A 13,540-nucleotide genomic window follows, 5' to 3' on the forward strand; every position below is an offset into this window, starting at 1 on the left:
CCGGCGGGCAATTTCTTGGGGAGGAAAAGCTTGTCTGAGCAGGAACCTAACGAGCCGCAGCAGCGCGGCCGGCAGCCGTGGGACGGCCCGCCCGCGCAGCAACCGCAGTGGGACAGCCGGCCTCAGTGGGGGCAGCAACCGCAGTGGGGAACCCCGCCGCCGCCCCCTCCGGCCCAGCAGCCGCCGTGGGACAACCGGCCGCAGTGGGGACAGCAACCCCAGTGGGGACAGCAACCGCAGTGGGGCGGGCAGCTTCCGGGCCCGGGTTTCCCCGGCCCGGGCTCCCCTCACCTGTCGCCCTACGGCCAGCCCCGCTACGTGGCCCCGCCGAAGCCCGGCATTGTGCCGCTGCGCCCCCTGATGCTGGGCGAAATCCTGGACGGCGCCTTCCAGACCGTCAGGCGCAATCCCGCGGCCATGCTGGGCGCGGGCGTGATCGCCCAGGGCCTCGGCTCTGTCGTCTCCGCCGTCGCGCAGACCGGTGCCGTCTCCGGGTGGTCGCCGGCTCCGTGGCTGGAGGGCACCGGCCCCTCGCAGGCGGCGGCCCTCGTATTCGGCATCGCCGGCGTCGGCCTGGTGTTGATGCTCTTGACCGTCCTGATGTCGGTCGTTATGCAGGGCGCGATGGCGGTTCCGGTGGCCCGCTCGCTGCTGAACAGGTCGACGGGTTTCCGCCAGATGTGGACCCTGTCACGCTCCCGGACCGGTGCCCTGCTGGGGTTCGCCGGCCTCCTGGTCCTCGGGGTGGCCGCCGTCGCCGCCGTCGTGGTGGTGGGAACGGTGGCGCTCGTGCGCGTCCTGGAGCGCGCTGCCGCGCTGGCCCTGGTTTTCCTGTTTCTGGCCCTCACGATTGGGCTGGTCTGGCTCGCCGCACGGTTGCTCGTCGCGCCCGCGGCGATCGTGGTCGAGGAGATCGGCGCGGCCGCCGGCCTGCGCCGCTCCTGGCAGCTGACGCGCGGCAACTGGTGGCGCATCCTCGGCGTGACCCTGGTGGTCGGCCTGCTCGTTGGCGTCCTTACCCAGATCATCCTGATTCCCGTGAACCTCCTCGGCAGCGGCATCGGGGCCACGGTCTTCGCCCAGGGCGGCGAGGGTGAGTCGCAGGGGGTCCGGATCATGGTCACCGTCATCGGGGCTGTGGTCGGCGCCCTGGTCGCAGCCCTGGGCTTCGCCTTCCAGACCTCGACCGTCGCCCTCGTCTACCTGGACCTGCGGATGCGCAAGGACGGGCTGGACCTGTGCCTGCTGCGGCAGCTGGAGACCGGCAGCGACCCGGACGGGGTCCCGGGACGGGGTCCGGCGGTGGTCCGCGGGGACACCTCCGCCTGGCAGCAGCCGCCCTACGGCTCTCCCCCGTTCCGCGGATGACGGGTATCTGCGCCCTCGCGGCGGACCGTGCCGGGGCGGCGCTGTCCGCACAGTTCCAGCAGGAACCACCGGTGCTTCCCGGACGCGACGAAGCCGGGCGCTGGGCCGCGGAAGAACTCGCGAAGGCGCCGTACCGCGCCGCCGAGCCCAGCTGGCTCGACGATGCGCTTGCCGAGTTCGCCCGCTGGCTGCGGACGCTGACCGGCAACGGCGCCCCGGGCGGCGACGGCGGTTATGCCGTGCCGCTGCTGCTGATCATCGCCGCCGTGGTCATCGGCGTCGCCGTCCTGGTGGTGCGGCCCCGGCTCAACGCCCGGAACCCCGCGGTCAAGGACGTCTTCGACGCCGGCCCGGACCTGACCCCGGCGGCGCACCGTGAGCGCGCCGCGCAAGCGGCCGCCCGCGGGGACTGGCCCGCTGCCGTCGTCGAACAGTTCCGGGCCCTGGTCCGCGCGGCGGAAGACCGCACCGTCCTGGACCGGCAACCCGGACGGACCGCCGGCGAGGCCGCCGCCCGACTGGGCCGTGCCTTCGGTGCGCACGCCGGGGGGCTGCAGGGCGCGGCACTGACCTTCGACGCCGTCCGCTACGGCGGCGCGGCGGCCGGCCCGGACGAGCATGCGGCACTGGCCGAGCTCGACGCGGCGCTGGCCGGCACCACTCCGGACTATCAGGGCACCGGCGCGGACGCCCTTGTCAGGCCGCTGTGACCGGCGTGTCGACGCTGCGCCGCTGGCTGCGCCGGCACCGCACCTGGACCGTGCTCGGCGTCGTCTTTGTCGCCGCGCTGGTTCTCACGGCGGTCCTTCAACTGCAGCCCCGCGGCGACCGGACGGCGCTGTCCACCCGCAACCCTGCCCCGGAAGGAGCGCAGGCCGCCGCGGAAATCCTCCGCCGCCACGGCGTCAACGTGGAGCAGCAGGACTCTTTGGAGGCGGCCAGCCAGGCGCTGGAGGCCGCCAGACACGCCGGCGAGCGCACCACCGTCCTGCTCTACGACCGCAACGGCTACCTCGGCCGCGACCAGCTGCAGTACCTGGGCGGTGCCGCGGACCGGCTGGTGGTGATGACGCCCCGGCTGAACACGCTGCAGGGCGTGGGCGGCGGGATCGTGCAGGCCGGAGTGGTTCGGGACGGCACCGGGGCGCTCGCCCCGGCCTGCGGTCTTTCGGACCCTGCCGCCGCCGGCACGGTCTCGGCCGCGAACGGCTACCTTTACGACGGAGAAGTGGTCTGCTACGCGCCGCGCGACGGCGGGGGCGGCCTCTACGCCGGCAGCGAGGACGGCCGGACCGTGGTCCTGGGCAGCACCCAAATCCTCAGCAACGGGGCCCTCGCCGACCAGGGCAACGCCGCTCTTGTGCTGCGGACCCTCGGAGCGGAGCCACGGCTGGTCTGGTATCTGCCCGGGATCGCCGACGTTCCCGCCGCGAGGGAACCGGTGACCCTCGATCAGCTCGCCGCGCCCTGGACCCACGTCCTGGGGCCCTGGCTGGCCTTCGTGGCGGTGCTCGCAGTCTTCTGGCGCGGCCGCAGGCTCGGTCCCCTGGTCTTCGAGCCGCTCCCCGTGGTGGTCAAGGCGGTGGAGACGGCGGAAGGACGGGCCCGCCTCTACCACGACGCCCGCGCCGTCGACCATGCCGCCGAAGTCCTCCGCGCCGGCACCCTGGTGCGGCTGGCCAGGACGCTCCGGCTGGGACCGGACGCCGGGGCCGCAGCCGTTTCTGACGCGGCCGCCCGGCACCTGGACCGGGCACCGGAAACCGTCGCCGCTGTCCTCGACGCCACACCCCGCGCCGAGGCCGACCTCGTGCGCTGGGCCCAGGAGCTGGACCGACTAGAGAAAGAGGTACACGCCCGATGAATGATCAGCCAAGCGTCTCCACGCACGCCCCGGAAGCCCCCGGGCTGTGGGATTCCCGGGACCGGGACCCCCTCCGGCAGGCACTGCTGGACGTGCGCCGCGAGGTCGGCCGGGCCGTCGTCGGGCAGGACGCCACCGTCACCGGGATGCTGATCGCCTTGCTGTGCCACGGCCATGTGCTGCTCGAGGGGGTGCCGGGGGTAGCGAAGACCCTGCTGGTGCGCAGCCTCTCGGCCGCCCTCAGCCTGGACACCAAGCGGATCCAGTTCACCCCGGACCTGATGCCCGGCGACGTCACCGGCTCGCTCGTCTACGACTCGCACACCTCGGAGTTCAGCTTCCGCGAAGGCCCGGTCTTCACCAATATCCTGCTGGCCGACGAGATCAACCGGACGCCGCCCAAGACCCAGGCGTCGCTGCTGGAAGCGATGGAGGAGCGGCAGGTGTCGGTGGACGGCGTCTCGCGCCAGCTGCCGACGCCGTTCATCGTGGCGGCCACGCAGAACCCGGTGGAGTACGAGGGCACCTACCCCCTGCCCGAGGCCCAGCTGGACCGCTTCCTGCTCAAACTGACCATGCCGCTGCCCGGGCGGGAGGACGAAATCGAGGTGATCCGGCGGCATGCGGCCGGCTTCGACCCGCGCAACCTGGCCGCCGCCGGGGTCCGCCCGGTGGCCGGCCGCGCCGAGCTGGAGCAGGCACGGCACGCCGTGGCCGCCGTCGAGATCGGCCCTGAGGTCCTCGCCTACATCGTGGACCTGGTCCGCGCCACCCGCGCGGCGCCGTCCTTCCAGCTGGGCGTCTCGCCGCGCGGCGCCGCCGCCCTGCTGAACGGCTCGCGCGCCTGGGCGTGGCTCTCCGGCCGGACCTTCGTCACCCCCGACGACGTGAAGGCCCTCGCCCTGCCCTGCCTGCGGCACCGGGTGGCGCTGCGCCCCGAAGCGCAGATGGACGGCGTGCAGGTCGACGGCGTGCTGGGCAGCATCCTCACCTCCGTCCCCGTGCCGCGCTGAGCCATGGCAGTTTCCGGACGCTTCGTGGTGCTGGCGCTGCTGGGCCTGATCCCGGTGGCGCTCTTGCCCGGCTGGGGCTCCGCTGCCTTGGTGGGCCTGCTGCTGCTTGCCGCCGTGCTGCTGGACCTGGCGCTCGCGGTACCGCTGCGGCAGGTCTCGGTGCAGCGCAACGACGCTGGCAGCGTCCCGCTGGCCGGGCAGGCCGAGTCCGTGCTCACGGTGGCCAACGCCGGGCGCCGGATGTTGCGGGGGCTGGTCCGGGACGCCTGGCAGCCCTCGGCCGGCGCGCGGAACCCGGTCCAGCCCCTGCTGGTCCCGCCCGGCGAGCGCCGCCGGGTGACCGTCACGCTGCAGCCCACGCGGCGCGGTGAACTGGCCGCCGCGCACGTCACGGTCCGCGCCTTCGGCCCGCTGGGCCTGGCCGCCCGGCAGCGCACCTTCCCGTGCCCGGGCACGCTCCGGGTGCTCCCGCCGTTCCACTCGCGGCGGCACCTCCCCTCCAAGCTGCGCCAGCTGCGCGAGCTCGACGGGAAGGCGGCAGTGCAGATCCGCGGCGCCGGCACCGAATTCGATTCCCTGCGCGACTACGTGCGCGGCGACGACGTCCGCTCCATCGACTGGCGCGCCACGGCGCGCCGCTCCGCCGTCGTGGTCCGGACCTGGCGGCCGGAACGGGACCGCCGCGTCGTCATCCTGCTGGACACCTCCCGCACCGCCGCCGCCCGGATCGCCGACGAGCCGCGGCTCGACACCGGCATCGAAGCGGCGCTGCTGCTGGCCGTCCTGGCCGAACGGGGCGGGGACCGGGTGGACTTCCTCGCCTTCGACCGCAGGCTCCGGGCGCAGGCCGGCTCCGCGGCCAAGGGAAACCTGCTCGGACAGCTGGTCCAGGCCATGGTCCCGCTGGAGGCTGAACTCATTGAACTCGACTGGCCGCAGATACCGGCCCGGGTCCGCTCCGTGTCGGCGCACCGCTCCCTCGTGGTGCTGCTCACCGCGCTCGACGGCGGCGCCCCCGAAGAGGGGCTCCTGCCGATGGCGGCACAACTCGCGCAGCAGCACGTGGTGGTGGTCGCCTCGGTCCGCGACCCCCAGCTCGGCGAAATGCAGCGCGAGCGCTCGACCGCCACCGGTGTTTTCCGCGCCGCCGCGGCCGAACGCGCCCTGCTGGAACGCGAGGCGGTCAGCGCCCAGCTGCGCCACGCGGGCGTCGAAGTCGTCGACGCCGAACCGGCGCAGCTGCCGCCGGCGCTCGCGGACGCGTACATTCGTTTGAAGGCCGCCGGACGGCTGTGACCCCCAGGAGGATGCCGTGACCAGTTACGACCCCATCTACCGGCTCGGCCTCGGGCCGGACTTTTCCCGGCTGCAACCCGAACTGCAGGACTATTTCTCGCTCGCCCCGGGTTCCGGCCATTACGGCGTCGGCGAAGGCGTCTTCGACGTCGTCGGGTGCCGGCAGCGCTGGCTGCGTCCGCTGCTGCGGCTGGCGACCGGCGAGCAGGCGTTCTTCCCGGAGTACGGCGAGGGCATCAGGTTCCGGATCGAGAACCACGCCCATCTTGACCCGTTCGGACGTTCCAGCCTGACCGCCCGGCGGGAAATTTTCTTTCCGCAGACCACCAGGATCTTCCATGACACCACCAGCCTGGACTCCTCCGCCGGCACCCCGCGGCTGGTGGATTACGTCGGCCGGTACCGCCGGCTGGTCACCGACCTCAACCTCAGCGTCACGCCGGAAGGCCGGCTGCGCGGCGTCTCGGAGGCCTCCCGGCTGTTCCTGGGCCCGCTGCGGATCCCGCTGCCGGACGCCCTGGACGCCAAAGCGTACGCCGAGCAGTGGTGGGAGCCGGACGAGGGCCGGCACCGGATCCAGGTCAAGGTGATCCAGCCGCAGATCGGCCTGGTGCTGGTCTACGCCGGGCACTTCGACTACCGGCTGGAGCCTTACCCGGACGCTGCCGCGGCGCCGGGCCATCTTCCCGAACGCGCACGGCCCGACCGCTGGGAAAGCCGCGTGTAGGTCCTAGCCGAGCGCGAGCTGGTTCAGCCCGTCCGCGAGCTGCGTCAGCCGGGTCAGCACCGCCGTCGCGGACTGCGGCGTGTAGCCGGCGAGGCCTGCCGACGGCGTGACCCGCACCGAGCCCAGCGCGGTGGCCGGGAGCCCGAGCTGGCGCCACGGGCGCCAGAGCGTTTCGACAGCCTGGGGCACACGCGGCAGCGCCGCGGCGGGATCGTCGACCTGCAGGGTCCCGGCCCACAAGCGTTTCCCGGACTCCACCGCGCCCGCGATGTGTTCCCACTGGCGGGAGGTCAGGGCCCGCAGGGGCACCGCGAACCCGTCCGCGCCGGCGGCGAGGATCCGGTCGAAGGGCGCCTCCACTTCCGGCACGGAGACCACGATCTCGGCCGCGCCGGCAGCCCGCAGGGCGTCGATGACGAGCCGCCACGATTCGGTGATCTCCGACCCCGCGACCGCGCGCAGGGTGCGGTAGCCGCTGGAAGTGGGGATGGTGCCGGCCATGACGGCGGCGATGTCCGGCTCGTCGAGCTGCACCACCAGGCTCGCGCCCGGCGCCGCGGCGGCAGCCCGGCGCAGGTAGGCGCCCACACCGGCGGCGAGCGAGGCCGCGAGGTCCCGCCGTGCGCCGTGGTCAATCAGGGCCCGTTCCCCGTTGTGCAGGTGCAGCCCGGCGGCGAGGCTGACCGGGCCCCGCAGCTGGAGCTTGAGCTCCGCGGCCGGAGTGTCCTCGGCCCCAACGACGTCGGCGAGGACGTTGAGATCAGTGGACAGGGCCGACCGGGCGCGCAGGAGGTCCTTGCCAGGCCGGTCGACGAGCCGCCAGCCGTAGGGCTGGACGTCGACGGCGAGGCCTTCCAGCAGTGACGCAGTGCGGCCCAGGGCGTCCGAACCGACGCCCCGGTCGGGGAGCTCGGCGAGGAAGGGCAGGTGCGGGCTGCCCAGCTCGCCGCGGATGATGCGGGCGGCCTCGACCGGGTCTTCGCCCGGCCACGGCCCCAGGGCGGTGGCCGTGACCTGGCCGGGGATCTCTGGCACCGGCAACTGCTACGCTTCGGCGGCGACGGCGGGGTCCGCGTCAGCCGTGGACCGCTGCGCAGCGGCCTGGTGGGCCGCCGCCTGGTGGTCCTCCGCAATGGCCTCGTGGTGGCGGATCACCTCGCCGATGATGAAGTTCAGGAACTTCTCCGCGAACGCCGGATCCAGGTGGGCTTCGGCGGCGAGCCGGCGCAGGCGCGCGATCTGTGCCGTCTCCCGTCCCGGGTCCCCGGCCGGAAGCTTGTGCGCGGCCTTGAGGAAGCCGACTTTCTGCGTCGCCTTGAACCGCTCGGCCAGCAGGAAGACGAGCGTGGCATCGATATTGTCGATACTCGAACGGATCGAGAGCAGCTCCGCCATCACCGCGGGGTCCACCTGCCCGGCCAGGGAGCTGGCGGCGGGGTCGTAGCTATCGGCGTCGGGGAGGTTCTGGTTCTGCTCGGTCATTCGTCCAGTCTAGGCGCTGGCGCACAAATCCTTCCGGGTGTTAAGCGGCCGCGGCAAGGCAACGAAAAGGGGCCATGCCCGCCGTTCGTGAACGGCGGGCATGGCCCCTTCGCGGCAGCGCACCTCAGGGCGCCGCATGCCCGGCCGGGCTGTCAGGCCCCGAGTACCGCGCGGAACTGCTCGCGGCGCCGGGCCTGCTCGTCCGGGTCAGGAACCGGCAGAGACGCGATGAGCTTCTTCGTGTAGTCGTGCTGCGGGTGGCCCATCACCTGGTTTCCAAGGCCCTGTTCCACCATCTTGCCCTTGTAGAGGACACCAACCCAGTGCGAGAGGATGTCCACCACGGCGAGGTCGTGGCTGATGAAGAGGCAGGCGAAACCGAATTCGGCCTGGATCTCCTTGAACAGCTCCAGCACCTTCGCCTGCACCGAAACGTCCAGGGCCGACGTCGGCTCATCGGCGATCAGCAGCTTCGGGTTCAGGATCAGCGCCCGCGCCAACGAGGCGCGCTGGCGCTGGCCGCCGGAGAGCTCGTGCGGGTACCGGTCGGCGTACGCGGCGGGCAGCTGCACGGCTTCGAGCAGTTCGCGGGTCCGCTGCCGGGCCTGCGCCGGCGTCGGCTTGGTGTGGATGATCAGCGGCTCGGCGATGCAGTCCCCGATGGTGAGCTGCGGGTTGAACGACGCCGCCGGGTCCTGGAAGACGAAGCCGATCTGCTTGCGCAGCGGCTTGAAGGTGCGCTCCTTGAGATTGAGCATCTCGTAGTCCAGCACCTTCAGGCTGCCGCCCGTGGTCCGGTTCAGGCCCGCGATGGCGCGGCCGATCGTCGTCTTGCCGGAGCCCGACTCGCCCACGAGGCCGAAGACCTCGCCCTCGGACAGGGTGAAGCTCACCCCGTCCACGGCCTTGAACGCCGGACTGCCCAGCCGGCCGGGGTATTCGATGGTCAGGTTCTTGGCCTCGACCAGCACCTTGCCGCCCTGGTGGGCGCGCTCGGTCATGCCGGCCGAGGCGGAGTTCCGGCCCAGGTGCGGGACGGCGGCGAGGAGCTTCCTGGTGTAGTCCTGCTTCGGTTCCGCGAAGAGCACCCGTGCGCTGGCTTCTTCGACGACGTCGCCCTGGTACATCACAACGACGCGGTCGGCGAGGTCCGCGACGACGCCCATGTTGTGCGTGATGAGCACAATCGAGGTGCCGTACTGGTCCCGGAGGTTGCGCAGAAGTTCCAGGATTTCCGCCTGCACCGTGACGTCCAGCGCGGTCGTCGGCTCATCCGCGACGATGAGGCCCGGGTTCAGCGCCAGCGCGGCGGCGATCACCACGCGCTGCTTCTGGCCGCCGGAGAACTGGTGCGGATAGTAATCGACCCGGGTTTCCGGATCCGGGATGCCCACCTTGCGCAGGGCGTCGATCGCCCGTGACCTGGCCTCCTTGGCGCTGACCCGGCCGGCTCCCCCGTGTCCGGCGTGGGCGCGGATGCCCTCGGCGATCTGCCAGCCCACGGTGAAGACCGGGTTGAGCGCCGTCGAGGGTTCCTGGAACACCATGGCCACGTCCCGGCCGCGGATTTCCCGCAGCTTCGCGGCGCTGACGCTGATCACGTTGTTGCCGTTGATCAGGACCGCGCCGGAGCTGATCGCCGTCTCCGGCAGCAGCCCCAGGATGGTTTTGGCGGTGACGGTCTTGCCGGAGCCGGATTCGCCCACGATCGCGACGACTTCGCCGGGGTTGACCTCAAGGCTGACATCCTTCACCGCGTAGACGTCCCCGGCGTCGGTGGCGAACGTGACCCTCAGGTGGTCGATGTCCAGCACCGGTCCGGAGCCCCGGGTGTGCTGGTCTGAAACGGAGCCGAGATTGGTGCTCATGAACTTCTCACTTCTGCTGTGTCCGCGGCCGGTGCGCTGGAGCTACCGGGTCCGGCAGTGTCGGGTCCGGCTTTGCCGGAAGCGGCCTTCTTGCGGCCCCGAAGGCGCGGGTCGTTGAGGTCGTTGATGCTCTCGCCGACCAGGGTGAGCCCCAGCACGGTGAGGACGATGGCCAGGCCGGGGAAGACACCCGTCCACCAGATACCGGAGGTCGTGTCCGCAAGCGCCTTGTTAAGGTCGAAACCCCATTCAGCGGCCGAGGTCGGTTCGATGCCGAAGCCCAGGAAGCCCAGCCCCGCGAGGGTGAGGATGGCTTCGGAGGCGTTCAGCGTGAAGATCAGCGGCAGGGTGCGGGTGGCGTTCCTGTAGATGTGGCGGGTCATGATCCGGATATTGGACGCGCCCACCACCTTGGCCGATTCAACGAAAGGTTCGGCCTTGAGCCGGATGGTTTCGGCCCGGATCACGCGGAAGTACTGCGGGATGAAGACCACGGTGATGGAGATCGCCGCGGCCAGGATGCCGCCCCACAGGCTGGAACGGCCGCCGCTGATCACGATCGCCATCACGATCGCGACCAACAGGGACGGGAAGGCGTACACGGCGTCGGCGATGACCACGAGGATCCGGTCCAGCCAGCCGCCGATGTAGCCGCTGACCAGGCCCAGGATGACGCCGATGAAGATGGACATGATCACGGCCACCACAATCACCAGCGCGGCGGTCTGCGCGCCCCACACGACGCGGGAGAACACGTCGTAGCCGCCGACGGTGGTGCCGAGGAGGTGCTTGCCGCCGGGGGCCTGCTGCGCGGGGAAGCCGCCGTCGGCGTCGGAAATCTGGGAGAAGCCGAACGGCGCGATCAGCGGAGCGAAAATTGCGGTCAGCAGGAACAGCGACGTCAGGATGAGCCCGGCGACGAGCATGCCGCGTTGCAGGCCGACACTCTTGTTGAAGTGGGAGACGACCGGCAGCTTCCCGAACCAGGGTTCCCGGCGGTTGTCGTTGACGCTATTGGGTTCGATGCTCATGTCAGTACCTCACGCGGGGGTCGATCAGCGCGGCGATGATGTCCACGATGAAGTTGGTGACGGCCACGATCACGGCAAGCAGGACGACGATGCCCTGCACGGCCACGAAGTCGCGCGCGGTGAGATAGCTGGCGAGCTGGAAACCGAGGCCTTTCCATTCGAACGTGGTCTCGGTCAGGACGGCGCCGCCGAGCAGGACCGCGATCTGCAGGCCCATCACGGTGATGATGGGGATGAGCGCAGGCTTGTAGGCGTGCTTGGTCACCAGGCGGAATTCGCTGACGCCGCGTGAACGGCCGGCTTCCACATAGTCCTTGCCGAGCGTGCCGATCACGTTGGTGCGCACCAGCCGCAGGAAGATTCCGGCGGTCAGCAGGCCCAGCGCGAGGGCGGGCAGCACCGCATGGGCGATGACGTCGCCGAGGGCATTGAAATTGCCGCTGCGGAGCGCGTCGAGCCAGTAGATGCCGGTGGGCGCCTGGAGCGCGGTGAGGGCAAGTTCCGTGGAGGTCTTGGCCCGCCCGGCAACCGGAAGCCAGCCGAGCCAGACCGAGAACGTGAGCTTGAGCAACAGGCCGGCGAAGAACACGGGCGTTGCGTAAAAGAGGATGGCCATGATCCGCAGCACGGCGTCGGGGGCCTTGTCCCGGCGGTGCGCGGCGATCATGCCCAGCGGAATGCCGACGAGCAGGGCCACGATAACGGCGTTGACGGCCAGTTCCAGTGTCGCGGCACCGTAGGTAGTCAATACCTCCACGACCTGCCGGTTATCCGAGAGCGTGGTGCCCAGGTTCCCGGACATGAGCTGGCCAAGGTACTCGAAGTACTGCACGAAGATGGGCCGGTCGTAACCGGCCGAGGCGATTCGTTCTGCGAGCTGTTCGGGCGGGAGCCGGCCGCCCAGGGCAGCGGTGATGGGATCACCGGTGATTCGCATCAGGAAGAACACCATCGTCACGAGAATGAGGATCGTCGGGAAGATCAGCAGGAACCTGATCAGGATGTATTGGCCCAGTCCCCCACCGGACGCCTTCTTCTTTGTCGGCAATAGGCCGTCGGCGTCGCTGGGCGGCGCCTCAATAAGTGTTGTCATTGGTACCTAAATGTGTGTTTCCATCGGCTTCGTGGGCCTCCGGAATCGGTTGTCCTGCTCTCAGCAAGAAAGGCGGGACGCCGCGCAGGCGCCCCGCCTCCTTGGCTGGTCAGGACCGGATGGGGAATGGACCTACTTGGAAATCACGCCAAGACGGGTCTTGAACGACGCGTCGAGGGTCTTTTCGACACCCTGGACGTCCTTGCCGGCGACCATCAGCTGGGCGCCCTGCAACAGCGGCAGCGTGGAGAGGTCCTTGGCAACGGCCGTCTGCGCCTCGCCGAGCAGCTTCTCGCGCTCGCCCTTGTCCACGGTCGTGAGCTGCTTCTTGATCAGCTCGGTGACGGCGGGGTTTTCGTAGTGGTTCTTGAGGAAGTTGCCCGGGATGAAGAACGGGGTCAGGTAGTTGTCGGCGTCGGAGTAATCGGGGAACCAGCCGAGCTGGTAAACCGGGTAGACGTCCTTGGTGCGGTCCTTGGAGTAGGTAACCCATTCGGTGGACTGCAGGTCAACCTTGAACAGGCCGGACTTCTCCAGCTGCTCCTTGATCATGGCGTACTCGTCGCCGGAGGACTTGCCGTAGTGGTCCGGGTTGTACTGCAGCTTCAGCGTGACCGGCGCGGTGACGCCGGCGTCGCTGAAGGCCTTCTTGGCCTTGTCGAGGCTGGGCTTGCCGCTGCCGTCGCCGTACATTTCCTTGAGCGGGGTGATGGCGCCGACGAAGCCGTCCGGAACGACGGAGTACGCCGGCAGGTAGGTGCCCTTGTAGACCTGGGTGGCGATCGCGTCGCGGTCAACGACGTTGGCCATCGCCTGGCGGACGGCGAGGGCCTTGGCCGGGTCGGCGTCGGCGGACTTGGCGCCGAACGGCATGGTGTCGAAGTTGAAGACGATGTAGCGCAGCTCGCCGCCCGGGCCCTTGTGGACCTTGACCTTGGAGTCCTTCTCGAGGTCGGCGGCGTCGGTCGCGGTCAGGCTGCGGCCGGCGACGTCGATGTTGCCCTGCTGGACATCGAGCTTGAGGTTGTTGGAGTCCGCGTAGTACTTGATCGTGGCGCCGTCGTTCGCCGGCTTGCCGAGCAGGCCCTGGTAGTCCGGGTTCGCCTTGAGGCTGACGAGCTCGTTCTTCTTGTAGCTCTCGATCGTGTACGGTCCGGCGAAGGGCTTGCCCTTGACGATGTCGTCGTCGCTCATCAGTTTGTCGGCGGCGAAGACCTCTTCGTCGACGATCGGGCCGGCGTTCGCGGCGAGGACGCCCGGGAAGACCTGGTCGTTGCCTTCTTTGAGCTTGAAAACGACGGTGGAGTCGTCTTTGACTTCCACCGAAGCGAGGTTGCCCAGCAGCGACGCCGGGCCGTTGTCGTCATTGATCTTGACGACGCGGTCGATCGAGAACTTCACGTCGGAGGACGTCAGGGCGTGGCCGTTGGCGAACTTGAGGCCCGGCTTGAGCTTGACGGTGTACTCCGTCGGGCTCGTGAAAGAGGCGGACTCGGCGATGTCCGGGGTGGAGTCAGCCGTTCCGGGCTTGGAGTTCATCAGGAACGGGTAGATCTGGTTCATCACCATGAATGAGCCGGCGTCGTAGGAGCCGGCCGGGTCGAGGGTGACGACTTTGTCCGTGGTGCCGTACGTAATGGTGCCTCCGCCTGCGGCGCTGCCGGAGGCCGTTCCGCCGCCGGAAGGGCCGGTGCAGGCCGTCAATGCAAAGGCGGAAACCCCGGCGAGCGCGATGGCGCTCTGCAGGGCCTTTTTGTTCATTGCCATCTGTGAACTTTCTGTTCGATGAGTACTAGTG

The 13,540-nt window shown here is 70.1% G+C and carries 12 protein-coding genes; 6 read left to right on the forward strand and 6 right to left on the reverse strand.

Annotated features, from left to right (window positions below):
* Positions 1-318 precede the first annotated feature (318 nt).
* The 6 genes from AC1MED_RS12825 to AC1MED_RS12850 are packed head-to-tail and all read left to right on the forward strand — an operon-like array spanning position 319 to position 6,268.
* Positions 319-1,368: a DUF7847 domain-containing protein gene (locus AC1MED_RS12825; protein WP_479783655.1), complete on the forward strand. Its 1,050-nt coding sequence runs from the start codon at positions 319-321 to the stop codon at positions 1,366-1,368.
* Positions 1,365-2,078, forward strand: a complete 714-nt coding sequence (locus AC1MED_RS12830) for a DUF4129 domain-containing protein (protein WP_479783657.1) — start codon at positions 1,365-1,367, stop codon at positions 2,076-2,078. Before AC1MED_RS12825 ends, AC1MED_RS12830 begins: the two co-directional genes overlap by 4 nt.
* A complete protein-coding gene (locus AC1MED_RS12835; protein WP_479783659.1) occupies positions 2,075-3,232 on the forward strand; it encodes a DUF4350 domain-containing protein in 1,158 nt (385 codons plus the stop codon). The genes AC1MED_RS12830 and AC1MED_RS12835 overlap by 4 nt, the downstream gene beginning before the upstream one ends.
* Positions 3,229-4,245 (forward strand): AAA family ATPase, encoded by a 1,017-nt coding sequence (locus tag AC1MED_RS12840; RefSeq protein ID WP_479783661.1) that lies wholly within the window; start codon positions 3,229-3,231, stop codon positions 4,243-4,245. The genes AC1MED_RS12835 and AC1MED_RS12840 overlap by 4 nt, the downstream gene beginning before the upstream one ends.
* A gap of 3 nt (positions 4,246-4,248) precedes the next feature.
* On the forward strand, positions 4,249-5,541 hold the full coding sequence (locus AC1MED_RS12845; protein ID WP_346959720.1) for a DUF58 domain-containing protein: 1,293 nt from the start codon (positions 4,249-4,251) through the stop codon (positions 5,539-5,541).
* A gap of 16 nt (positions 5,542-5,557) precedes the next feature.
* Positions 5,558-6,268, forward strand: coding sequence for a DUF4166 domain-containing protein (locus AC1MED_RS12850; protein WP_346959721.1), 711 nt, complete (start codon positions 5,558-5,560; stop codon positions 6,266-6,268).
* A 3-nt stretch (positions 6,269-6,271) separates the two neighbouring features.
* Here the strand turns inward: AC1MED_RS12850 and AC1MED_RS12855 are convergent, their stop codons facing one another.
* The 6 genes from AC1MED_RS12855 to AC1MED_RS12880 all read right to left on the reverse strand — a co-directional run bounded on the left by AC1MED_RS12855 (position 6,272) and on the right by AC1MED_RS12880 (position 13,509).
* A complete protein-coding gene (locus AC1MED_RS12855) occupies positions 6,272-7,303 on the reverse strand; it encodes a uroporphyrinogen decarboxylase/cobalamine-independent methonine synthase family protein (protein WP_346959722.1) in 1,032 nt (343 codons plus the stop codon).
* Between the two features lie 9 nt (positions 7,304-7,312).
* Complete coding sequence (locus tag AC1MED_RS12860) at positions 7,313-7,750, reverse strand: chorismate mutase (protein ID WP_346959723.1); 438 nt, start codon at positions 7,748-7,750, stop codon at positions 7,313-7,315.
* Positions 7,751-7,902: 152 nt separating this feature from the next.
* The gene (locus tag AC1MED_RS12865; protein ID WP_346959724.1) at positions 7,903-9,618 is read right to left on the reverse strand and encodes an ABC transporter ATP-binding protein; all 1,716 of its coding nucleotides are present in this window, start codon (positions 9,616-9,618) and stop codon (positions 7,903-7,905) included.
* On the reverse strand, positions 9,615-10,649 hold the full coding sequence (locus AC1MED_RS12870; RefSeq protein WP_346959725.1) for an ABC transporter permease: 1,035 nt from the start codon (positions 10,647-10,649) through the stop codon (positions 9,615-9,617). The genes AC1MED_RS12865 and AC1MED_RS12870 overlap by 4 nt, the downstream gene beginning before the upstream one ends.
* A 1-nt stretch (position 10,650) precedes the next feature.
* On the reverse strand, positions 10,651-11,742 hold the full coding sequence (locus AC1MED_RS12875; RefSeq protein WP_346959726.1) for an ABC transporter permease: 1,092 nt from the start codon (positions 11,740-11,742) through the stop codon (positions 10,651-10,653).
* 132 nt (positions 11,743-11,874) lie between these two features.
* Positions 11,875-13,509 (reverse strand): ABC transporter substrate-binding protein, encoded by a 1,635-nt coding sequence (locus AC1MED_RS12880; RefSeq protein ID WP_479783665.1) that lies wholly within the window; start codon positions 13,507-13,509, stop codon positions 11,875-11,877.
* Between the last annotated feature and the right edge of the window lie 31 nt (positions 13,510-13,540).

The organism is Arthrobacter sp. BI5 (assembly GCF_056680065.1).

Excerpts from the sequence above, each read along its gene's own strand:
- AC1MED_RS12830 (WP_479783657.1), top strand. The coding sequence starts at position 1,365 with ATGACGGGTATCTGCGCCCTCGCGGCGGACCGTGCCGGGGCGGCGCTG.
- AC1MED_RS12840 (WP_479783661.1), top strand. The coding sequence starts at position 3,229 with ATGAATGATCAGCCAAGCGTCTCCACGCACGCCCCGGAAGCCCCCGGG.
- AC1MED_RS12845 (WP_346959720.1), top strand. The coding sequence starts at position 4,249 with ATGGCAGTTTCCGGACGCTTCGTGGTGCTGGCGCTGCTGGGCCTGATC.
- AC1MED_RS12860 (WP_346959723.1), bottom strand. The coding sequence starts at position 7,750 with ATGACCGAGCAGAACCAGAACCTCCCCGACGCCGATAGCTACGACCCC.
- AC1MED_RS12865 (WP_346959724.1), bottom strand. The coding sequence starts at position 9,618 with ATGAGCACCAATCTCGGCTCCGTTTCAGACCAGCACACCCGGGGCTCC.
- AC1MED_RS12870 (WP_346959725.1), bottom strand. The coding sequence starts at position 10,649 with ATGAGCATCGAACCCAATAGCGTCAACGACAACCGCCGGGAACCCTGG.
- AC1MED_RS12875 (WP_346959726.1), bottom strand. The coding sequence starts at position 11,742 with ATGACAACACTTATTGAGGCGCCGCCCAGCGACGCCGACGGCCTATTG.
- AC1MED_RS12880 (WP_479783665.1), bottom strand. The coding sequence starts at position 13,509 with ATGGCAATGAACAAAAAGGCCCTGCAGAGCGCCATCGCGCTCGCCGGG.